The organism is Halomonas sp. SS10-MC5 (assembly GCF_015992245.1).
GTDB lineage: Bacteria > Pseudomonadota > Gammaproteobacteria > Pseudomonadales > Halomonadaceae > Halomonas > Halomonas sulfidoxydans.
This window is the reverse complement of sequence record NZ_CP065435.1, coordinates 3,796,209-3,815,846: the sequence shown is the minus strand read 5'-3', so window position 1 is coordinate 3,815,846 and position 19,638 is coordinate 3,796,209. Positions and strand designations below refer to the sequence as shown.

General features: G+C 68.5%; 20 protein-coding genes. 2 read left to right on the top strand and 18 right to left on the bottom strand.

The genetic code is table 11. The annotated features are described in order from the left end of the window. Nucleotides 1-52: 52 nt before the first annotated feature. A complete protein-coding gene (locus I4484_RS17730; protein ID WP_197448541.1) occupies nt 53-931 on the top strand; it encodes an ATP-binding protein in 879 nt (292 codons plus the stop codon). On the opposite strand, the gene I4484_RS17725 is transcribed toward I4484_RS17730, so the two are convergent. From I4484_RS17725 to trmJ, 15 genes are all read right to left on the bottom strand, one after another. Next, nucleotides 928-1,563 carry a hypothetical protein gene (locus I4484_RS17725; RefSeq protein WP_234283717.1) on the bottom strand — a complete coding sequence of 212 codons (636 nt, stop codon included), beginning with the start codon at nt 1,561-1,563 and terminating at the stop codon, nt 928-930. The two genes, I4484_RS17730 and I4484_RS17725, sit on opposite strands and share 4 nt — an antisense overlap. Nucleotides 1,564-1,678: 115 nt before the next feature. Then, complete coding sequence (der, locus tag I4484_RS17720; protein ID WP_197448540.1) at nt 1,679-3,082, bottom strand: ribosome biogenesis GTPase Der; 1,404 nt, start codon at nt 3,080-3,082, stop codon at nt 1,679-1,681. Next, entirely contained in the window at nt 3,079-4,242 is a 1,164-nt protein-coding gene (gene bamB / locus I4484_RS17715) for an outer membrane protein assembly factor BamB (RefSeq protein WP_197448539.1), read from the bottom strand. The genes der and bamB overlap by 4 nt, the downstream gene beginning before the upstream one ends. Further along, nucleotides 4,239-4,883: a tetratricopeptide repeat protein gene (locus I4484_RS17710; protein WP_197448538.1), complete on the bottom strand. Its 645-nt coding sequence runs from the start codon at nt 4,881-4,883 to the stop codon at nt 4,239-4,241. Before I4484_RS17710 ends, bamB begins: the two co-directional genes overlap by 4 nt. Nucleotides 4,884-4,918: 35 nt before the next feature. Next, the gene (gene hisS / locus I4484_RS17705) at nt 4,919-6,244 is read right to left on the bottom strand and encodes a histidine--tRNA ligase (RefSeq protein ID WP_267956663.1); all 1,326 of its coding nucleotides are present in this window, start codon (nt 6,242-6,244) and stop codon (nt 4,919-4,921) included. Between the two features lie 28 nt (nt 6,245-6,272). Next, nucleotides 6,273-7,388, bottom strand: a complete 1,116-nt coding sequence (gene ispG / locus I4484_RS17700; RefSeq protein ID WP_197448537.1) for a flavodoxin-dependent (E)-4-hydroxy-3-methylbut-2-enyl-diphosphate synthase — start codon at nt 7,386-7,388, stop codon at nt 6,273-6,275. Between the two features lie 5 nt (nt 7,389-7,393). Then, complete coding sequence (locus tag I4484_RS17695) at nt 7,394-8,371, bottom strand: RodZ domain-containing protein (RefSeq protein ID WP_197448536.1); 978 nt, start codon at nt 8,369-8,371, stop codon at nt 7,394-7,396. Between the two features lie 30 nt (nt 8,372-8,401). Continuing rightward, nucleotides 8,402-9,127, bottom strand: coding sequence for a type IV pilus biogenesis/stability protein PilW (pilW, locus tag I4484_RS17690; RefSeq protein ID WP_197448535.1), 726 nt, complete (start codon nt 9,125-9,127; stop codon nt 8,402-8,404). A 132-nt stretch (nt 9,128-9,259) separates the two neighbouring features. After that, nucleotides 9,260-10,384, bottom strand: a complete 1,125-nt coding sequence (rlmN, locus tag I4484_RS17685; RefSeq protein ID WP_197448534.1) for a 23S rRNA (adenine(2503)-C(2))-methyltransferase RlmN — start codon at nt 10,382-10,384, stop codon at nt 9,260-9,262. Nucleotides 10,385-10,587: 203 nt separating this feature from the next. Next, complete coding sequence (ndk, locus tag I4484_RS17680; protein ID WP_197448533.1) at nt 10,588-11,013, bottom strand: nucleoside-diphosphate kinase; 426 nt, start codon at nt 11,011-11,013, stop codon at nt 10,588-10,590. Between the two features lie 223 nt (nt 11,014-11,236). Next, on the bottom strand, nt 11,237-11,563 hold the full coding sequence (locus tag I4484_RS17675) for an iron-sulfur cluster assembly accessory protein (protein ID WP_197448532.1): 327 nt from the start codon (nt 11,561-11,563) through the stop codon (nt 11,237-11,239). A 26-nt stretch (nt 11,564-11,589) separates the two neighbouring features. Next, the gene (locus tag I4484_RS17670) at nt 11,590-12,738 is read right to left on the bottom strand and encodes an aminotransferase class V-fold PLP-dependent enzyme (protein WP_197448531.1); all 1,149 of its coding nucleotides are present in this window, start codon (nt 12,736-12,738) and stop codon (nt 11,590-11,592) included. A gap of 40 nt (nt 12,739-12,778) precedes the next feature. Next, nucleotides 12,779-13,246 carry a Fe-S cluster assembly transcriptional regulator IscR gene (gene iscR / locus I4484_RS17665; RefSeq protein WP_197448530.1) on the bottom strand — a complete coding sequence of 156 codons (468 nt, stop codon included), beginning with the start codon at nt 13,244-13,246 and terminating at the stop codon, nt 12,779-12,781. A gap of 130 nt (nt 13,247-13,376) precedes the next feature. Then, the gene (gene cysE, locus I4484_RS17660; RefSeq protein WP_330932870.1) at nt 13,377-14,261 is read right to left on the bottom strand and encodes a serine O-acetyltransferase; all 885 of its coding nucleotides are present in this window, start codon (nt 14,259-14,261) and stop codon (nt 13,377-13,379) included. A gap of 84 nt (nt 14,262-14,345) precedes the next feature. Continuing rightward, nucleotides 14,346-15,179: a tRNA (cytosine(32)/uridine(32)-2'-O)-methyltransferase TrmJ gene (gene trmJ / locus I4484_RS17655; protein ID WP_197448528.1), complete on the bottom strand. Its 834-nt coding sequence runs from the start codon at nt 15,177-15,179 to the stop codon at nt 14,346-14,348. 189 nt (nt 15,180-15,368) lie between these two features. Between trmJ and I4484_RS17650 the strand changes: the two genes are divergently transcribed. Continuing rightward, nucleotides 15,369-16,163 carry an inositol monophosphatase family protein gene (locus I4484_RS17650; protein WP_197448527.1) on the top strand — a complete coding sequence of 265 codons (795 nt, stop codon included), beginning with the start codon at nt 15,369-15,371 and terminating at the stop codon, nt 16,161-16,163. Between the two features lie 112 nt (nt 16,164-16,275). Here I4484_RS17650 and secF read toward each other — a convergent pair whose 3' ends face one another. The 3 genes from secF to yajC form a co-directional block, all read right to left on the bottom strand. Beyond that, complete coding sequence (gene secF, locus I4484_RS17645) at nt 16,276-17,202, bottom strand: protein translocase subunit SecF (RefSeq protein WP_197448526.1); 927 nt, start codon at nt 17,200-17,202, stop codon at nt 16,276-16,278. 22 nt (nt 17,203-17,224) lie between these two features. Beyond that, a complete protein-coding gene (secD, locus tag I4484_RS17640) occupies nt 17,225-19,075 on the bottom strand; it encodes a protein translocase subunit SecD (protein ID WP_197448525.1) in 1,851 nt (616 codons plus the stop codon). A gap of 152 nt (nt 19,076-19,227) precedes the next feature. Continuing rightward, nucleotides 19,228-19,557, bottom strand: coding sequence for a preprotein translocase subunit YajC (gene yajC / locus I4484_RS17635; RefSeq protein ID WP_197448524.1), 330 nt, complete (start codon nt 19,555-19,557; stop codon nt 19,228-19,230). Nucleotides 19,558-19,638: the final 81 nt, after the last annotated feature.

Below are 19,638 nucleotides of genomic sequence, written 5' to 3'. Positions count from 1 at the left end.
CTGAACCGTCACAAGGTCAACTGCCAACCATGGAAGCCCCGAGGAGATGCCGATGGATGCCGAGCTGAGCCGCCGCCTTAACCGCCTGCTGGACCACGTGGAGCACTGGCTGCCGCCCGCGCCGCAGGAGGTCGACTGGACGCGCGACGTGGCCGCCCTGTGGCAGCGCCATGTCCTGGGCGGCCGGTTGCTGCCGGTGCCGCCCCGCGACGCCCTGACGCTCGACGACCTGCTGGGCATCGAGCGCCAGAAGCTGGCGCTGGTCGACAACACCCGGGCTTTCCTGCAGGGGCTGCCGGCCAACCATGCCCTGCTGTGGGGCTCGCGCGGCAGCGGCAAGTCGTCGCTGATCCGGGCCCTGCTCAACAGCCTGGCGCCGGAGGGGCTGCGCCTGGTGCAGGTCGACCGCCATGACCTGGCCGGGCTGCCGATGCTGGTCGAGCAGCTGCGTCGGCAGCCGCATCGCTTCGTGGTCTACTGCGACGATCTCTCCTTCGAGGGCCACGACGACGCCTACAAGGCGCTCAAGAGCGTGCTCGACGGGGCGCTGACCGGCCCGCCGGAGAACGTGCTGCTCTATGCCACCTCGAACCGTCGCCACCTGCTGCCGGAGTCCATGGCCGACAACGAGGGCTCGCACCTGGTGGGGGAGGAGTTGCACCATGGCGACGCGGTGGAGGAGAAGATCTCGCTCTCCGACCGCTTCGGCCTGTGGCTGGGCTTCTATCCCTTCAACCAGGACACCTACCTCGAGGCCTGCTGCCACTGGGTCACGCAGCTCGGCAGCGAGCGGGACTGGAACGCCGAGGCCCGCGCCGAGGCGATCCGCTACGCCACCCTGCGCGGCGGCCGCAGCGGCCGCGGCGCCTGGCAGTTCGCCTGCCAGTGGGTCGGCCGCCGCCGGCTGCACGAGGCCGGGCAAGGCACTTAACGCTGCGGGGTCAGCTCGCCGTCCTGGCCCACGGCGAAGCGCAGGGTCGGGGTCCACAGCCCGGCCGGCAGGGTCACGCCGAGGCCGCGCAGGCTGCCCGGGGTGATGGCCAGTTCGCTGCCGGCGGGCAGCTCACCCTGGCTGGCCAGCTGGGTGGCGAGTTCCACCATGGGCGCCAGGCGCCGGCTGTCGCTGGCCAGCACGTCGAAGGCGACGGGCAGGCGCAGCTTGGTGTCGTCGCCCGAGGTCAGCGTCACGTCCTGCCGGTAGTCGCCGCTGACCGGCTCGGTGCCGGGCACGTCCAGGGTCCAGCGGAAGCCCGACATCTCCACCGGCGGCATGCCGAAGGGCAGCGACAGGCCCATGGCCAGGGTCGCCTGCACCGGCAGGCTGCCCATGCCCAGGCTCGAGGCCACCAGGGAGGCAATATCGCTGGTGTCGAGGCCGGCCTGGACCGAGTAGGGGCCGATACGCACATCCTCGATGCCGAGCGAGGTCACCGCGAGGCGAAAGGCGAACAGCCCGGTCTGGGGCAGGGCCAAACAGCCGCCGAGCAGCATGACCAGGCTCAGCGGGGCAAGCAGGCGCCAGCGGCGCGGGACGACGAAGGACAGTACGCGACTCAGGGACATCGGTCCTCCTGCGGGACGAAGCGGGTCGGTCATCGGGGTGGATCACAGGTTCGGCCAGGACGGCCTACCGGTGGGGTACGGCCCGGCCTTGGCGACCGGGTGTGTTGGACAAGGGTCAGCGACGTTTGTTGCGGGCGGCGCGGGTGCGCCCCAGTTCGCGCTGCTTGGCTTTCTCCCGGTCGCTGGCGCCGGCCAGCGGATCGAACGGGTTCTTGCCGGAGCGGAACTCGAAGCGGATCGGCGTGCCCTTGACCTTGAGCACCTTGCGGAAGGTGTTGGTCAAGAAGCGCTTGTAGGCCTCGGGCAGGGCCTCGGTCTGGTTGCCGTGGACGACGATGATCGGCGGATTGCTGCCGCCCTGGTGGGCCATGCGCAGCTTGATCCGGCGTCCGTGCACCAGCGGCGGCGGATGTTGGCTGACGGCATCCTGCAGCAGGGTGGTGAGCCGGTTGGTCGACCAGTGGCTGTTGGCCGAGGCGAAGGCGCGCTCGATGGAGGGATAGAGGTCGCCCACGCCGGTGCCGTGCAGCGCCGAGATGAAGTGCAGGTCGGCGTAGTCGGCGAAGCCCAGGCGGCGCTTGATCTCGGCGCGCATTTTCTCCTTGGCTTCCTGCTCCAGGCCGTCCCATTTGTTCACCGCCAGCACCAGCGCGCGACCGGTGGTCAACACGTAGTCGAGCAGATGGAGGTCCTGCTCCACCAGGCCGCTGCGCGCATCGAGCACCATGACCGCGACGTGGCACTCCTTGATCGCCTCCAGCGTCTTGATGATCGAGAACTTCTCGGCGATCTCGCTGACGTTCTTGCGCCGCCGCACGCCGGCGGTATCGACCAGCACGTAGGGCTTGCCGCGCCGCTCGAAGGGAATCTCGACGGCGTCGCGGGTGGTGCCGGCCTCGTCGAAGACCACCACCCGCTCCTCGCCGAGCAGGCGGTTGACCAGCGTCGACTTGCCGACGTTGGGGCGGCCGATGACGCCGATGCGAATGCCCTTGGTGCCGGTATCCACGGGCACGCTCAGGTCGCGCTCGGGGAAGGGGGCGAGCACCTCCTCGATCAGCGCGGTGACGTTGCGACCGTGGGCGGCGGCGATGGGCAGCGGGTCGCCCATGCCCAGCTGCCAGAAGTCGGCCATGGCCGAGTGCTCTTCCAGGCCGTCGGTCTTGTTGACCACCAGCCAGGTCTTCTTCTGGTTGACCCGCAGGTGGTTGGCGATGGCTTCGTCGGCCATGTGCAGGCCGGCCCGGGCATCGACCAGGAACAGCACGATGTCGGCCTCGTCGATGGCCGCCAGCGACTGCTCGGCCATGGCGGCGTCGATACCCTCCTCGTCGCCGCTGATGCCGCCGGTGTCGATCACCGTGTAGGCCTTGCCGCCGAGCACGCCGTTACCGTACTTGCGGTCGCGGGTGAGCCCGGGGAAGTCCGCCACCAGCGCGTCGCGCGTGCGGGTCAGGCGGTTGAACAGGGTCGACTTGCCCACGTTGGGGCGGCCGACCAGGGCGATCACGGGTGTCATCGGATTTCCAGGGCCTCGAGGCGGCCGTCGTTGGCCAGCACGTAGATGCGGCGGGAGTCGGTGACCGGGCGCACGCTGATGCCGGAGCCGTCGACCTTCGTCCGCGCCGTGAAGCGGCCGTCCTGGATGTCGATCAGGTGCAGGTAGCCCTCGAAGTCGCCCAGCACCAGGTTGCCGCCGGCGAAGGCCGGGGCGGTCAGCCAGCGGCCCTCGAGGTCGCGGTTGCGCCACACCTCTTCACCGCTGCGCGCGTCGAAGGCGATCACGTGGCTGGCTTCGTTGACCGCGAACAGGCGGTCGCCCACCAGTACTGGGGTGTGGTAACCGGAGTGCTCGCGCTCCCACAGGACCTCGCCGCTGGGCGCCTCCAGCGCCACCAGGCGGCCGTTGTAGCTGGTCACGAACAGCCGTCCGTCAGGGGTCAGCACCGGCTGGCCGCCGAGGTCGACCATGCGGTCGATCTCGCTGCGCCCGCGCGGCACGGCGATGCGTCGCTCCCACAGCGGCTGGCCGTTGCGGTTGTCCAGCGTGACCAGGCGGCCGTTGGCGAAGCCGGCGAAGGTGACCGGATCGATGACCGTGGGCGTGCCGGTGCCGCGCAGGGTGAGGGCGGGTTCGGTGGTGGTGTGCACCCAGCGCTCACGACCGGTGAGCCGGTCCAGGGCGGTGATGGTGCCATCCACGCTCTGCACGATCAGCAACTGCTGGTTGGGCTGCGGCGGCGCGAGCACCTCGCTGGAGACGCGAGCGCGCCAGCTGACCTCGCCGTCGGACTGGCTCAGCGCCAGCACTTCTCCATTGCGGGTACCGAGATAGACCTGTCCGGCCACGGCGGTCAGGCCGCTGGAGACGCCGACCTCGAGGTCGGTTTGCCAGCGGCGCTCCCCGCTCCGGGCGTCCATGGCCATGACCCGGCCGCGTTCGTCGGCGGCATAGATCACGCCGTTGTCGAGCGACGGTGCGATGGGATAGGTGGCCCGGCCGAGTCCCTTGCCGACCTGCTGGCGCCATTCGGCGTCGAGCTCGGCGCGGGCGTCGAAGCGCTTGAGTTCCTTGGGGCTGTAGCGCGGCTCGGCCTTGTTGGCGCAGCCGGCCAGCAGGCCAAGGGCGAGGGTCGCCGCCAGGGCGAGGTGAAACTTGCGGGTGAGCGTCGTCTTCATAGCGTGGCCTCTTCGGCACCCAGGTCGTCGAGCTTCAGCTGGACGCCATAGATCGGCTGGTTACGTTGTTCGGCGACCGCGAGGGCCTCCTGCCAGGCCTGGCGGGCCTCGTCGTCGCGGCCGAGGGCGCGCAGGGCGTCGCCGCGCACGTCGGCCTGCTGGGCGGCCAGGGCGGCAGGCACGTCACGCGCCAGGGTGTCGAGCGCAGCCTCGGCGTCGCCGTCGGCCACCTGTAGCCGGGCCAGGCGGAGGCGTGCCAGGCCTTGAACGTAGGCGCGACCGCTGGATTCGATCACGGCCTCGAGGATGCCCCGCGCTTCGCCCAGGTCACCGCTCTCCACGGCGAGGCTGGCGTCGATCAGGCGTGCCAGGTCGGCGTAGAGGGTGCGGCCGTGGTTGTCGGTAATCTCCTCGACCAGGCTGCGGGCCTGGTCGGCCTCGCCGCTGTCGGCCAGGTTGACCAGCTCCTGGTAGCGCATCGAGGCTGCCTGCGCCTGGCTGTCCTGATAGTTCTGCCAGGCGTTCCAGCCCAGCACGCCGGCGATGGCGATGGCCACGCCGGCGATCAGCGAGGTGCCGTTCTCCTTCCACCAGCGCTTGATGGCTTCCAGCTGCTCTTCTTCGGTTCTCAGCTCCGCCACGGGCGGTCTCCTTTATCCAGCAACATGCGGTTCGGTCAGGCGCGTTCGCCGCTCACCAGGGCGGCCAGGGTCTCGGCCAGGGCATCCTGGGACAGGCTCAGCTGGTCGCGCTCCTCGCGCAGGAACTTCAGCGTGGCGCGGCCCTGGGCCAGTTCATCCTCGCCCAGCAGCAGGGCCAGGCGGGCGCCGCTGCGGTCGGCCTTCTTGATGCGACTCTTGAAACTGCCGCCCCCGCAGTGCAGCTGCAGGCGCAGGGCGGGCAGTTCGCTTCTGAGCCGCTCGGCGAGCAGCATGGCCCGGGCGGTGGCGCCATCATCCATGGGCAGCACGTAGAGGTCCAGCTCGTCGAGGGCGGCGTCGGGCACCAGGTCGAGGGTCTCGAGCAGCAGGATCAGGCGCTCGATGCCCATGGCGAAGCCCACCGCGGGAGTCGGCTTGCCGCCGAGCTGCTCGACCAGGCCGTCGTAGCGGCCGCCGGCGCACACGGTGCCCTGGCTGCCCAGTGCGGTGGTGGTCCACTCGAACACCGTACGGCAGTAGTAGTCGAGGCCGCGCACCAGGCGCGGGTTGATCACGTAGTCGATGCCGGCGGCCTCGAGCAGGGCGGTGAGGCCCTCGAAGTGCTCGCGCGAGGCGTCGTCGAGATGATCCATCAGCCGCGGCGCGTCGGCCAGCATCGGCGCCATGTCGGGGTTCTTCGAGTCGAGGATGCGCAGCGGGTTGCTCGACAGGCGGCGCAGCGAGTCCTCGTCGAGCTGGTCGCGATGCTGCTCGAAGTAGGCCACCAGCTTGTCGCGATAGGCGGCGCGGGCCTCGTTGGAGCCCAGCGAGTTGAGCTCCAGGGTGACGTGCTCGATGAGGCCGAGCTCCTGCCACAGGCGGGCGGAGAGCAGGATCACCTCGGCGTCGATGTCCGGCCCCTCCAGGCCGAAGGCCTCCAGGCCGACCTGGTGGAACTGACGGTAGCGTCCCTTCTGCGGGCGCTCGTGGCGAAACATCGCCCCCTGGTACCACAGCCGCTGGGCCTGGTTGTGCAGCAGGCCGTGCTCCATGGCGGCACGCACGCAGCTCGCCGTGCCCTCGGGGCGCAGGGTCAGGCTGTCGCCGTTGCGATCCTCGAAGGTGTACATCTCCTTCTCGACGATGTCGGTGACCTCGCCGATGGAGCGCGCGAACAGGGCGGTCTGCTCGACGATGGGCGTGCGGATCTCGGCGTAACCGTAGCGCTTCATCAGCGCCTCGACGGTACCTTCGAAATACTGCCACAGGGCCGACTGGCCCGGCAGCAGGTCGTTCATGCCACGGATGGCCTGGATCTTCTTCTGGCCGGACGCTTTGGTGCTCGATGGGGACTTGCTCAACGGGGGCTCCTTGATGGTCGACGGCCGCTCAGGCCTCGCGGGCGATCACGTTCTGCTCGGCGGCTTCCTTCTCGCGCACCTTCTCGCGGATCAGCGCCTCGAGATCGTCGACCAGATGTTCGTTGCGCAGCTTGGACGCCGGCTTGCCGTCGATGTAGACGAGGTTGGCGGGACTGCCGCCGGTCAGGCCGATGTCGCTCTCCTTGGCTTCGCCGGGGCCGTTGACGACACAGCCGATCACCGAGACGTCGAGCGGCGTCATGATGTCCTCGAGGCGCTCCTCGAGGGCGTTCATGGTGCCGATGACGTCGAAGTTCTGGCGCGAGCAGCTGGGGCAGGCGATGAAGTTGATGCCCTTGCTGCGCAGGCGCAGGCTCTTGAGCATGTCGTAGCCGACCTTGATCTCCTCCACCGGGTCGGCGGCGAGCGAGACGCGGATGGTGTCGCCGATGCCGTCCATCAGCAGCATGCCCAGGCCGATGGAGGACTTGACGGTGCCCGAACGCAGCCCGCCGGCCTCGGTGATGCCGAGGTGCAGCGGCTGCTCGATCAGCCTGGCCAGCTGGCGGTAGGCGGCCACGGCCATGAACACGTCGCTGGCCTTGACGCTGACCTTGTACTCCTGGAAATCGAGGCGGTCGAGGTGGTCGATGTGACGCATGGCCGACTCCACCAGCGCTTCCGGGGTGGGTTCGCCGTACTTGCGCTGCAGCTCCTTCTCCAGCGAGCCGGCGTTGACGCCGATGCGGATCGGGATGCCGTTGTCGCGGGCGGCGCCGACCACGGCGCGCACGCGCTCCTCCTTGCCGATGTTGCCGGGGTTGATGCGCAGGCAGTCGACGCCGAGCTCGGCGACGCGCAGGGCGATCTTGTAGTCGAAGTGGATGTCGGCCACCAGCGGCACGTTCACCTGCCGCCTGATGCGGCCGAAGGCCTCGGCGGCGTCCATGGTCGGCACCGAGACGCGCACGATATCGGCGCCGGCGGCCTCCAGGCGCTCGATCTGGGCGACGGTGGCGGCGACATCCAGGGTGTCGGTGTTGGTCATGCTCTGCACCGAGATCGGGGCGTCGCCCCCGACCGGTACCTTGCCGACGTGAATCTGGCGCGACTGGCGGCGCACGATGGGCGATGGGGAATGCATAGGCATCACTCTCCCAGGGTGAAACGGGCGACGTTGTTGGCTCCGGCGCGGGCGCCCAGGTCGACGCGCTCGCCGGCCCAGCTCAGCTCGACGCCGGTGGCATTGCCGATGGTCAGGCGGAACGGCGGCTCTCCTTCGACGGTCGCGGTGGTGCCGGGTTCCTGAAGACCGACGAAAACCCGCCGGTTGTTGGCGTCGAAGATCTCGGTCCAGGACTGCTCGTTGAAGGTCAACTGCAGCTCGCGGCGGTCGGCGGTCGTGGCGACCTCGGCCGGCTCCGGCGCCTCCTCGGCGACGATAGGCTGCTCGACGGACGACTCGACGCCGGCCTCGTCCTCGACGACCGGCGCTTGCTCGCGCATGCCCGCGACCAGCTCGGCACCGGTGGGGTCGACTTCGCTGGGCGGCGCCGTGGTCGCGTCGCCGAGCGGGTCGACACCCTCCTCGGGCAGCGGCGGCAGGGCTTCCTCGACTTCGGGGGCCGGTTCCTCCTCGATGGTGGTGGTGCCGTCCAGCGTCTCGACCGAGACCGGACCGCTGGCGTCGACCTCGGGCGGCTCGTTGCCGTCGCGGCTCTGCCACCACACCAGGGTCAGGCCGATCAGGCCGGCGATGACCAGCAGGGTCACCAGCTTGAACAGCCAGGCGCCGAGGCGCGACGGTGGCTTGGTCACCTGAACCGGCGTCACCCGCTGCTCGTTCTCCTGGCTGCCGAAGCGGTCCGCATAGGCCTGCAGCACGGGACGGTCGTCCATGCCCAGCAGGCGGGCATAGGCGCGCAGATAGCCACGCCGATAGGCGGCCACCGGTACCTGTTCGTAGCTGTCCTCCTCCATGCCGGTGACGACGGCGGGGCGGAGGTTCAATGCCGTGGCGACTTCCTCGCGGCTCAGCCCCTGCGTTTCACGCTCACGACGCAGCAGCTCCCCGGGAGAGGCCGGGGACGTGAAGCCGACGGCATCGATGTCTTGATTGTCGCTCATGGCTGAGCATCCTTCGTCTAGAGTCGTTGATCAGGGTGCGTCACGTTGGGTATCGGCGCCGGGGGTGACGGTCATGTTCGTGGTACGGTCGGCGATCTGCTGGGCCAGCGCCCGAGCGTCGGGCGTCATGCCGGCAAGCCCGACGAAGATCTCCAGCTGTTGCCTGGCGCGCTCCGGGTCGCCCTGCTCGAGCTCCAGCGCGGCGAGGGTGAAGTAGCTCCTCGGGTTGCGCGGGTCGAGGCTGCGGGCACGCTCCAGGCTGTGGCGAGCCTGCTCGATCTCGCCGAGTTCCCAGCGGCACTGTCCCAGGTTGGCGAACAGCTGGGCGCGGTTGGCGTAACGGGTGTCCCGGGAGGCGATCTCGAGCTGCTCGCAGGCGCGCCGTGTCTGGCCGTGTTCGTAGAGAAACGCGGCGTAGTTGTTGCGCGCGCGGCTGCTGCCCGGGTCGGCCGCGATGGCCTGCCGGAACATCTCGTCGGCCTGCTCCCGTTCGCCCTGGCGCTGGTAGACGATGGCCATGGCCTGCAGCGCCTCGGGGTCCTCGGGGTCGCGCTCCAGGGCGCGGTTGAGCGCCGCCATGGCGCGCGGCAGGTTGCCGCGCTCCAGATAGGCCATGCCCAGCTCGGTGAACGCCTCGGCCGGGTCCGCATCGGCCTGCTGCCCAGACTGGCTGGCGCAACCGGAGAGCCACAACGACACGACCGCCATCGCGACCAGCGGCAGGCGTCGGCTTGGCAGATGGGGGAAGCGCGTCATGGCATCCTCATGGTCGGGCCTGTCGGGCTGTCGTTGTATTGCATGCCTGGCGCCCGAGTGGCGCTGGCCAGGGACAAAAAAAGCCTGTCCATCAAAGCGCCGTGACGGGTTGAAGTCAAGGCGGGCCCCGCTTCAGTCGGCGTCGATCTGGATCGAGCGGATGTAGCGCTCGTGACGCCGGGTCCGGTCCTTCACCCGGCCGACCAGCTGGCCGCAGGCGGCATCGATGTCGTCGCCGCGGGTGCTGCGGATCGGTGCCGTGTAGCCCAGCTCGTAGAGCCACTGCTGGAAGCGCATGACCTGGTTGCGCGACGGCTTCTCGTAGCCGGAGTGGGGGAACGGGTTGAACGGGATCAGGTTGATCTTGCACGGCAGTTCGCGCAGCAGCTCGGCCAGCTGCGTCGCGTGCTCCTGCTGGTCGTTGACGTCCTTGATCACCGTGTACTCGATGGTGACCATGCGCGTGTCGTCGCACTTGGCCAGGTAGCGCTGGCAGGCGTCGAGCAGCGTGCGGATGTTGTACTTGCGGTTGAGCGGCACCAGTTGGCTGCGCAGCTCGTCGGTGGCGGCATGCAGCGAGATGGCCAGGCTCACGTCGAGCTCGTCGCCGAGCCGGTCGAGCATCGGCACCACCCCGGAGGTGGACAGGGTGACGCGGCGCTTGGAGAGCCCGTAGCCGTTGTCGTCGAGCATCAGCTTCATCGCCGGCACGACGTTGTCGTAGTTCATCAGCGGCTCGCCCATGCCCATCATGACCACGTTGGTCACCGGGCGGTTGGCGGTATCCTTGCGCGGGCCCACGCTGCGCTGGGCGACCCACACCTGGCCGATGATCTCGGCGGCGGTGAGGTTGCGCTGGAAGCCCTGCTTGCCGGTGGAACAGAAGCTGCAGTCGAGCGAGCAGCCCACCTGGGACGACACGCACAGGGTGCGGCGCTTGCCGTTGTCGGCGGGGATCAGCACCGTCTCGACGTAGCTGCCATCTTCCACCTCCAGCACCCACTTGCGCGTGCCGTCGCCGGAGGTGCCCTCGTAGACCACCCCGGGGCCGCGTATCTCGGCCACCTCGGCGAGCCGCTGGCGCAGCCCCTTGGAGAGGTTGGTCATGGCCTCGAAGTCGTCGCAGCCCTCGTGATGAATCCACTTCATCACCTGGGCGGCACGGAACTTCTTCTCGCCGATGGAAAGAAAGAAGGCTTCCATCTCCTCGCGGGTCATGCCGAGCAGATTGGTACGTTGGGCGGTGGTGGCGGTCATGGCATCACGTAGATCGGGACAAGGCCCGCTCGAGTTTGTGCTAAAGAAAACGACTGATGTATGTCGCGAGCGAAGAGAGGTTGGTCGCCGCCGGAGCACAGAAACCGGAGCCTATGCGGTATCCGGTGGGGATTTCGACCGGGCTGGCGTACCAGCACCGCCGGCGACCAAGATATCGAGCGCAGCAATGAATCCGCGTTTTCTCAGCGTGAATGGATCTCGTCGGCGCTGAAGAAGTAGGCCACTTCGCGCTCGGCAGAGGCCGGCGAATCGGAGCCGTGCACGGCGTTGGCGTCGATGGTCTCGGCGAAATCGGCGCGGATGGTGCCCGGTGCGGCTTCCTTGGGGTTGGTGGCCCCCATCAGGTCACGGTTCTTGGCAATGGCATCGTCGCCCTCCAGTACCTGCACCACCACCGGACCCGAGGTCATGAAGCCCACCAGATCCTTGAAGAAGGGACGCTCCTTGTGCTCGGCGTAGAAGCCGCCGGCCTGCTCGTCGGAGAGGTGCAGCATCTTGGCGGCGACGACCTTGAGGCCGGCCTTCTCGAAGCGGGCGATGATCTCGCCGATGGCGTTCTTGGCGACGGCATCGGGCTTGATGATGGAAAGGGTACGTTCGGTTGCCATGTGGCCTGTCTCCATTGACGTTCGTAGAGGGATAGCGCCACGCCGTACCCACCCGGGAGCGGGTCGGCACGGCGCGGCGCTACGGATCTAGATGCGTTCCTCTTCGCGTGCCGAGAGTGCTGCACGCGGCGAGTCGGCGCGAGAAAACTGAGGGCGCAGAGTATACCGCCGACGGCGGTCATTGAACAATCGTCGCCCAAGTCGGCTCATGGGCGGGGTGCCCTCAGACGGTGAAGCTCTCGCCGCACCCACACTGGTCCTTGACGTTGGGGTTGTTGAAACGGAAGAAGCGGTTGAGCCCCTCCGAGACATAGTCGACCTCGCTGCCGTCGAGCATCGGCAGCGCCTCGGGAGCGACGAAGACGGTGACGCCGTGCTCTTCGAACACCGCGTCGTCATTGGCGGCCTCGTCGGCGAAGTCGAGCACGTAGCTGTAGCCGGAGCAGCCGCTGGGCTTGACCGAGACGCGCAGGCCCAGTCCTTGCCCACGCTCCTCCAGCACGCGCTGGATCTGCTCGGCGGCGGCGGTGGTAATCGACAGTTGCGCCATGTTGGTTTCTCCTGCAGCGAATGTGGCTAGCGGCGTAGGCCCGGAAGGGCATGATGCAAGGCTTCGAGGGCAGCGTCGATATCGGCCTCGGTAGTGAAGCGGCCGAAGCTGAAACGCAGCGAAGCCAGCGCCAGCGAGCGCGGTACGCCGATACCCTTCAATACATAGGATGGCTCGACGCTGGCGGAGTTGCATGCCGAGCCGGTCGACAGGGCAATGCTGCGCAGCGCCATCAGCAGCGATTCGCCGTCCACGCCCTCGAAGGCCAGGTTGAGAATGTTGGGCACCGCCACCTCGATGGCGGTATTGCAGTGGATGCCGTCCAGGTCGGACAGACCGTCGAGCAGTCGGTTCCGCAGTGCCAGGATGCGTGCCTGGTCGGCTTCGCCCTCGGCCGCGGCCAGGCGGAAGGCCTCGCCCATGCCGACGATCTGGTGGGTGGCCAGGGTGCCGGAGCGCATGCCGCGCTCGTGACCGCCGCCGTGGATCAAGGGTTCGAGGCGAATGTCCGGGCTGCGCCGCACGTAGAGGGCGCCGATACCCTTGGGGCCGTAGGCCTTGTGGCCCGAGAGCGACATCAGGTCGACGCCCAGGCGGCCCACGTCGAGGTCGATGCGACCCACGCCCTGGGCGGCATCGACATGGAAAGCCGCGCCGCCGGCATGGGCCACCTCGGCCAGCGTCGCGAGGTCGTGGATGCAGCCCAGCTCGTTGTTGACCGCCATCAGCGACACCAGCACGGTGTCGGGGCGCATCGCCTCGCGCAGCTGCTCGGGCGTGACGCGACCGTCACGGCCCGGCGTCAGCCAGGTTACCTCGAAACCCTCCTGCTCGAGTGCCGCGGCGGTGTCCACTACCGCCTTGTGTTCGATGACGGAGGTCACCAGGTGGCGGCCGCGCTCGCGGTTGGCGCGCAGGAAGCCGATCAGGGCGAGATTGTCGGCCTCGGTGGCGCCGCTGGTCCAGACGATCTCGCGCGGGTCGGCGGCGATCAGGTCGGCGACCTGGCGGCGCGCGCTCTCCACCGCCTGCTCCGCCTGCCAGCCGAGCATGTGGCTGCGCGAGGCGGGGTTGGCAAAGGTGCCGTCCAGGGTGAGGTGGCGGCTCATCACCTCGGCGACGCGGGGGTCGACCGGGGTGGTGGCGGCATAGTCGAGATAGACGAGGGCGCTCATGGTCTCGCGGGGATCTCCGGTCCGTTCCTCGACCCCGTGCTCAGGGCGAGGAGGTCAGAATGGTGTTGTCGTGGCGGCTGCGCTGGCGCGCGGCGATGCGGCGTACGTCGCCGTGCTCGACCAGCTGACCGAGGGTGATGCCGTCAAGGAAGCCGCGAATCTGCTCGGAGAGGTCGCACCACAGGTGGTGGGTCAGGCAGGTATCGCCCTGCTGACAGTCCGACAGCCCCTGGCAGCGGGTGGCGTCGACCGATTCGTCGACGGCGTCGATCACCCGGGATACCGAGATCTCGGCCGCCGGCAGCGCCAGCAGGTAGCCGCCTCCCGGGCCGCGCACGCTGTTGACCAGCCCGGCGCGACGCAGGCGGGCGAAGAGTTGCTCCAGGTACGGCAGCGAGATCTCCTGACGGCGCGAGATATCGGCCAGGCAGGTGGGTCCCTTGTCCGCGTGCAGGGCCAGGTCGAGCATGGCGGTGACGGCGTAGCGTCCCTTGGTAGTCAAACGCATGGCGGGCTCTTCAGGCGCATCGGGAAGCGTGCCTCAGGCCCGTGAACGGGGGCGCGAGGTCAGCGAGCGCTCGCCGCTGGCGGCGAGCCGTGGATCGATTCGCCATTATGGTAAAGCCTGAGTGCCAAGGTCAACCATTCCCCCGCGGGCGATCCGGGCCGCCTTGATCCCGGTCATGTTCGCTGCCGGCGCCGCTGGAGGTGGGGCCGCAGCAGGCGTCGACGTCGGACAGGATGTCGGCGAAGTCCTCATCGCGCAGCTCCGGCAGCTTGCCCTCGCGGTAGCTGGCGTCGAGCTTGCGTAGGGTGCCGCACATGCGCTCGATACGCTCGTCCACGGCGTGCATGTGGTCGAGCATGGCCTGGATCGAGCGTGCCACCGGGTCGGGCATGTCCTCGCTCACGCCGTAGGCATCGAAGCCGAACTTGCGCCGCATGGCCTCGCGACGCTCGGGGTCGACCTCGAGTGCCTCGGCGGCGTCCGGGTCGGCGCGCTTGACGATCTTGCCGGGGATGCCGACCACCGTGGCGCCGGCGGGCACCTCCTTGGTCACCACTGCATTGGAGCCGACCTTGGCCCCGGCGCCGACGGTGAACGGGCCGAGGATCTTGGCCCCGGCACCGACGATGACGCCATCTTCCAGCGTCGGGTGACGCTTGCCCTTGTGCCAGCTGGTGCCGCCCAGGGTCACGCCCTGGTAGAGCGTGACGTCGTCGCCGACCTCGGCGGTTTCGCCGATCACCACGCCCATGCCGTGGTCGATGAAGAAGCGCCGGCCGATCCTTGCCCCGGGGTGGATCTCGATGCCGGTGAGCCAGCGCGAGAAGGTCGACAGCGTGCGGGCCAGCCACTTGAGCTGCCTCTGCCACAGCCAGTGGGCGAGGCGATGGAGCAGCAGGGCGTGCAGCCCCGGATAGTTGGTCAGCACTTCCAGGAAATTGCGTGCCGCCGGGTCGCGGGCGAATACGCTGTTGATGTCCTCGCGCAATCGTTGAAACATGCAGCGGTCCTTGATCAAGGAGATGCGGCCGGGGCGGCGGGAAAAGACTCTTGCAACAGTTTGATCATATGGGGACGCAGCGGGCAACGTTCAAGACGTCTACCGTTCGGGCCCTGAGCGGCTGGCCCCGTCGTCCGCGCCACCGTGGCGACACGTCTGTTCCTCGGCATTCGCCTCGATGCGATCCGCCGCTGGCGTGGCGGCGCCCTTTTCCGTGGCCGAGAGGATTCCGCGCAGGATGTTGAGCTCCATGCGCTCGGGGCGGGCGCGCAGGGTGAAGCGGCGCAGCCGGGCCATCAGCTGGCGCGGCGTGGCGGGGTCGTGGAAGCCGATGGTGACCAGGGTGCGCTCGAGATGGGCGAAGTAGTGCTCCAGCTCCGCGTGGCTGGCCAGCGGCTGCTGCGGCTCGTCGTCCTCGCCGGCTGCGTCGCCGTCGGCTTCGAGCGACGCCAGGCGGCACTCGTAGGCCAGCACCTGCACCGCAGCGGCCAGGTTGAGCGAGCTGAACTCGGGGTTGGTGGGGATGTGCACGTGGGCGTGGCAGCGCTGCAGCTCGGCGTTGGAGAGCCCGCTGTCCTCGCGGCCGAACACCAGTGCCAGCCGCGACCCGGGGCCGGCGAGTTCCCGCGGCAGGCGTTCGCCCAGCTCGCGGGGGGTGATCATCGGCCACGGCAGGGTGCGCGAGCGTGCACTGGCGCCTACGGCCAGCGTGCAGTCGGCCACGGCCTCCTCGAGGGTATCGACGACGCGGGCGGCATGCACGATGTGATCGGCCCCGGAGGCGCGCGAGATGCTCTCGCTGGTCAACGGCTCGCAGCGCGGCGCGACCAGGGCCAGGTCGGCGAGCCCCATGTTGTGCATGGCGCGGGCGGTGGCGCCGATGTTGCCGGGGTGGCTGGTGCCGATCAGCACGATGCGAATGCGGTCGAGCATGCGGGGGACTGCCTCTGCCGTGATATGCATGAAAAACCAGGAAGGGGTCAGTCTACCATGTCGCTCCGCGCCAATGGCGCCGGGGCGGCGACTCTGCTAGGATGCGTGCGACCGCGTACGCCACGTTCGAGCCGGACTTCGCTCGAACACGCCCGTTCTTTAACATCACCGACGCTCCAAGGCCCGATCATGCATCCGATGGTCCAATTCGCCCTGCGCGCCACGCGCAGCGCCGCCGAACAGTTCCTGCGTATTCGTGAGCGCATCGAGAACGCTCACGAGGAACACAATCTCGAGCGCCTGCTCGAGGACACTGCTCGCAACGCCGAAACGCTGATCGTGCGTCAGCTCAACCGCGGTTACCCCCAGCACGGGGTCGCCGGTCGCTTCACGCCCCACCGTGCCGGCGAAGGCGAAGGTCGCGACATCGAATGGCGCATCGAGCCCTTCCACGGCTACTCCAGCCTCGGCGTGGCCGGCAGCGGCTTCGCCCTGTCGGCGGTATGCCTGGTGAAGGGTCGCCCGGAGCATGCGGTGGTGATCTGCCCCTTCAGCGACGACGAATACCTGACCAGCCGCGGCCGCGGTGCCCAGCACAACGGCAAGCGCATTCGCGTGCCCAAGGCCAGCGCCATCGTCGGCGCTCGTGTGGCGATGAGCCTGCCCGAGAGCTGGCAGCGCTCGCGCCACCTGCCCGCCTACCTGACCCTGATCCAGCAGCTCGGCCCCCAGGTCGAGACCCAACTGGCCACCGGCAGCGGCCTGCTCGACATGGCCGAGCTGGCGGCGGGCCGCGTCGATGCCGCCTTCGTGCTGGGGCTGGAGGAGCAGGACCGCCTGGTCGGCAGCCTGCTGCTCAAGGAGGCCGGGGCGCTGATGGGCACCCCCGACGGCCAGCCCAGCGTGGAAGCGGAAGGCCAGCTGATGGCCGCCGGCCCGCGCCTGTACAAGGCGCTGGTGCAGCAGCTCAAGCCGCACTTCTAAGCGCCAGCCCGCCCGAAACGACACCGCCCCCGCAGCCATGCTGCGGGGGCGGTGTCGTGTCAGAGCATCGCTGCGCCCAAGCTATCGAGCGCGGCAAGTCATGGTGCCTTTCCTAGGGCAGCTGCTCCTCTTCCGCGTCCGCCTCCTTCTTCGGCGGAATCAGGTCCTTGCGCTCCAGATGCACGGTCAGCAGCAGGGCGGCCGCCACGTAGATGGAGGAGAAGGTGCCGACCACGATGCCGAGGATCAGGGCGATCGAGAAGTAGTGGATCATGTCGCCGCCGAGGAAAAACAGCGCGAAGAGCACCAGCAGGGTGGTGCCGGACGTTGCCAACGTGCGCGACAGGGTGAGGTTGATCGCCTCGTTGAAGATCGCCGGCATGTCGTCGATGCGCGAGGTGCGGATGGTCTCGCGGATGCGGTCGTAGACGACGATGGTGTCGTTGAGCGAATAGCCGATCACCGCCAGCAGCGCCGCCAGCACGGTGAGATCGAACTCCAGCTGGAACAGCGAGAAGACGCCGACCACGACGATCACGTCGTGCATCAGTGCCAGCAGCGCGCCGATGGCGAACTTGTACTGGAAGCGGAAGGCCACGTAGAGCATCACGATGCCCAGGGCCACCAGCAATCCCAGGCCGCTCTGGTCGCGCAGCTGCTCGCCGACCTGGGCGCCGACGAATTCGGCGCGTACCAGTTCCACGGCGTCGCCCTCCGCGCGCAGCAGCTCGACCACGCGGTCGCCCACTTCGGCGTCGAAGGCCTGCTGCAGGCGGATCAGTACCTCGTTCGAGGCGCCGAAGGTCTGCACCGAGACGTCGCGGAACTCGGCGGCCTCGAGGGTCTGGCGCACCGCGTCCAGCGACGGGGCCACGGCGTAGCGGACCTCGACCAGGGTACCGCCGGTGAAGTCGAGCCCCAGATTGAGCTGCTGGAACAGCAGCGAGGCGATCGACACCAGGATCATCAGGCCGGAGAGCGCGAAGGCGATCCGGCGCTTGCCCATGAAGTCGAACTGTCGGTTGACGAGGGTCTTCATAACCACCTCAAGTTGGTGAGCCTTAGATCCAGAGCTTCTTGATCGGCTTGCCGCCGAAGGTCAGGTTCACCATCGCGCGCGTCACCATCAGGGCGGTGAACAGCGAGGTGAGGATCCCCAGCGACAGGGTCACGGCGAAGCCCTTGACCGGTCCGGTGCCGATCGAGAACAGGATGATCGCCACCAGCAGGGTGGTGATGTTGGCGTCGACGATCGAGCTGAAGGCACGCTCGTAGCCGGCGTGGATCGCCTGCTGCACCGAGAGGCCGCCGCGCAGCTCCTCGCGTATGCGCTCGAAGATCAGCACGTTGGCGTCCACCGCCATGCCCAGCGTCAGCACGATGCCGGCGATGCCGGGCAGCGTGAGGGTGGCGCCGAGCAGCGACATGGCGGCGACCAGCAGGGTCAGGTTCAGCGCCAGGGCGAGATTGGCGAAGATGCCGAACACCTTGTAGCGGATCAGCATGAACAGCACCACCAGCAGCAGGCCGATCTGCACCGACATCAAGCCGCGTTCGATGTTCTCGGCGCCGAGGCTGGGGCCGATGGTGCGCTCCTGGACGAAGTAGATCGGCGCCGCCAGCGAACCGGAGCGCAGCAGCAGGGCCAGCTCGGCCGCCTCGGTGGGCGAATCGAGCCCGGTGATGCGGAAGCTGTTGCCCAGCGCGCTCTGGATGGTGGCCAGGCTGATCAGGCCGCGCTCGGTGTAGGGCTCGCGAACCGTGACCTCCTCGCCGTCCTCCATCACCGTGCGGTCGCGGGTCTTGTGCTCGATGAACAGTACCGCCATGTTGCGCCCGATGTTGGTGCGCGTGGCGCGGTTCATCAGCGTGCCGCCGGTGCCGTCCAGGTTGATGTTGACCTGGGGGCGACCGTTCTCGTCGAAGCTGCGGCTGGCGCTGGAGACGCTGTCGCCCGTGATGATGACGTCGCGCATCAGGTCGGCGGTGCGACTGGGGTCGTTGCGGAAGGCGAAGGTCTCGGTCTCGGCGTCCGGGGTGTCGGGGCGCGCCTCGAGGCGGAACTCGAGGTTGGCGGTCGCGCCCACCACGCGCTTGGCGGCCACGGTATCCTGCACACCGGGCAGTTCGACCACGATGCGATCCGGGCCCTGGCGCTGCACCAGCGGTTCCGCCACGCCCAGCTCATCGACGCGGTTGCGCAGGGTGGTGAGGTTCTGGTTGATGGCGTAGTCCTGGATCTCCGCCACCGCCTGCTCGGTCAGGGTCATGCGCAACAGCGAGGCGCGACCCTCCTGCTCACTGGCGTAGTCGAAGTCGCGGAACTCGCGGCTGATCAGCCGACGCGCGCTGTCTCGATCCTCTTCGCTGGCGAAGGTGATGGTCAGCGTACGGCCGTCGATGTCGGTGCCCCGGTAGCGGATGCGCTCGCTGCGCAGCTGTTCGCGCATGGCGCTGGCGTTGACCTCCAGGCGTTGGGTCAACGCTGCCTCCATGTCGACCTCGAGCAGGAAGTGCACGCCGCCGCGCAGGTCCAGGCCCAGGGTCATGGGCGAAGCGGCCAGGCCCTGCAGCCAGGCGGGGGTCGATTCGGCGAGGTTGAGCGCGACGACGTAGTCGTCGCCGAGCTGCTCGGCGACCAGGTCGCGGGTACGCAGCTGATGGTCGGCGTCGTCGAGGCGAATCAGCACGCTGGCCTGGTCGCGCTCGATGGCCTTGATGTCGATGCCGGCATCGCGGAGGGACTGCTGGACGCGTTCGAGCTGAGCCTCATCGAGGGTGGAATCGCCCTGGGCGCTGCTGATCTGGACCGCCGGGTCCTCGGGGTAGAGGTTGGGCAGCGAGTAGAGCAGGCCGACGAGCAGCACGATGAGTATCAGCAGATACTTCCACAAGGGATAACGGTTGAGCATGGGAGCCCTGCCTAGGTTGCGTAAAGAAGGCTACGGGACGGCAGTGCGGCCAGGTGCCCGATCCGCATGGGAAGGGGCGCCCGGCCGCCATGCGACCCTCGCCGTTACCCGGCTCGGGGAGGAGCCGCCGGCAAGGGCGAGGAGCATCGACGTCAGATGGACTTGATGGTGCCCTTGGGCAGCACGTTGGCCACGGCGTTCTTCTGTACGTTGACCTCGGTGTTGTCGGCGATCTCCAGGGTGAGGAACTCGTCGCCCACCTTGGTGATGCGGCCCACCAGGCCGCCGCCGATCACGACCTCGTCGCCCTTGGACAGGCCGCCGACCAGCTCGCGATGCTGCTTGGCGCGCTTGGACTGAGGGCGCCACAGCAGGAAGTAGAAGATCAGCACGAAGCCGACCAGCATGACGATCTGGGCAATGCCGCCGCCCGCGGCGCCGGCGTCCTGGGCCATGGCCGGGGAGATGAAGAAGTCCAGCATGAGAAACGTATCTCCTGAGAAGGTAAGTTGGGTCGCGAATGAACGAGCCGATGCGGCCGCCGGCGCCTGGTCTGACGCCAG

What these genes read in the sequence shown, in the direction of transcription:
- I4484_RS17730 (WP_197448541.1), top strand. Translation starts at nt 53, where the DNA reads ATGGATGCCGAGCTGAGCCGCCGCCTTAACCGCCTGCTGGACCACGTG.
- I4484_RS17725 (WP_234283717.1), bottom strand. Translation starts at nt 1,563, where the DNA reads ATGTCCCTGAGTCGCGTACTGTCCTTCGTCGTCCCGCGCCGCTGGCGC.
- der (WP_197448540.1), bottom strand. Translation starts at nt 3,082, where the DNA reads ATGACACCCGTGATCGCCCTGGTCGGCCGCCCCAACGTGGGCAAGTCG.
- bamB (WP_197448539.1), bottom strand. Translation starts at nt 4,242, where the DNA reads ATGAAGACGACGCTCACCCGCAAGTTTCACCTCGCCCTGGCGGCGACC.
- ispG (WP_197448537.1), bottom strand. Translation starts at nt 7,388, where the DNA reads ATGCATTCCCCATCGCCCATCGTGCGCCGCCAGTCGCGCCAGATTCAC.
- I4484_RS17695 (WP_197448536.1), bottom strand. Translation starts at nt 8,371, where the DNA reads ATGAGCGACAATCAAGACATCGATGCCGTCGGCTTCACGTCCCCGGCC.
- pilW (WP_197448535.1), bottom strand. Translation starts at nt 9,127, where the DNA reads ATGACGCGCTTCCCCCATCTGCCAAGCCGACGCCTGCCGCTGGTCGCG.
- rlmN (WP_197448534.1), bottom strand. Translation starts at nt 10,384, where the DNA reads ATGACCGCCACCACCGCCCAACGTACCAATCTGCTCGGCATGACCCGC.
- ndk (WP_197448533.1), bottom strand. Translation starts at nt 11,013, where the DNA reads ATGGCAACCGAACGTACCCTTTCCATCATCAAGCCCGATGCCGTCGCC.
- I4484_RS17675 (WP_197448532.1), bottom strand. Translation starts at nt 11,563, where the DNA reads ATGGCGCAACTGTCGATTACCACCGCCGCCGCCGAGCAGATCCAGCGC.
- I4484_RS17670 (WP_197448531.1), bottom strand. Translation starts at nt 12,738, where the DNA reads ATGAGCGCCCTCGTCTATCTCGACTATGCCGCCACCACCCCGGTCGAC.
- iscR (WP_197448530.1), bottom strand. Translation starts at nt 13,246, where the DNA reads ATGCGTTTGACTACCAAGGGACGCTACGCCGTCACCGCCATGCTCGAC.
- trmJ (WP_197448528.1), bottom strand. Translation starts at nt 15,179, where the DNA reads ATGCTCGACCGCATTCGCATCGTGCTGATCGGCACCAGCCACCCCGGC.
- I4484_RS17650 (WP_197448527.1), top strand. Translation starts at nt 15,369, where the DNA reads ATGCATCCGATGGTCCAATTCGCCCTGCGCGCCACGCGCAGCGCCGCC.
- secF (WP_197448526.1), bottom strand. Translation starts at nt 17,202, where the DNA reads ATGAAGACCCTCGTCAACCGACAGTTCGACTTCATGGGCAAGCGCCGG.
- secD (WP_197448525.1), bottom strand. Translation starts at nt 19,075, where the DNA reads ATGCTCAACCGTTATCCCTTGTGGAAGTATCTGCTGATACTCATCGTG.
- yajC (WP_197448524.1), bottom strand. Translation starts at nt 19,557, where the DNA reads ATGCTGGACTTCTTCATCTCCCCGGCCATGGCCCAGGACGCCGGCGCC.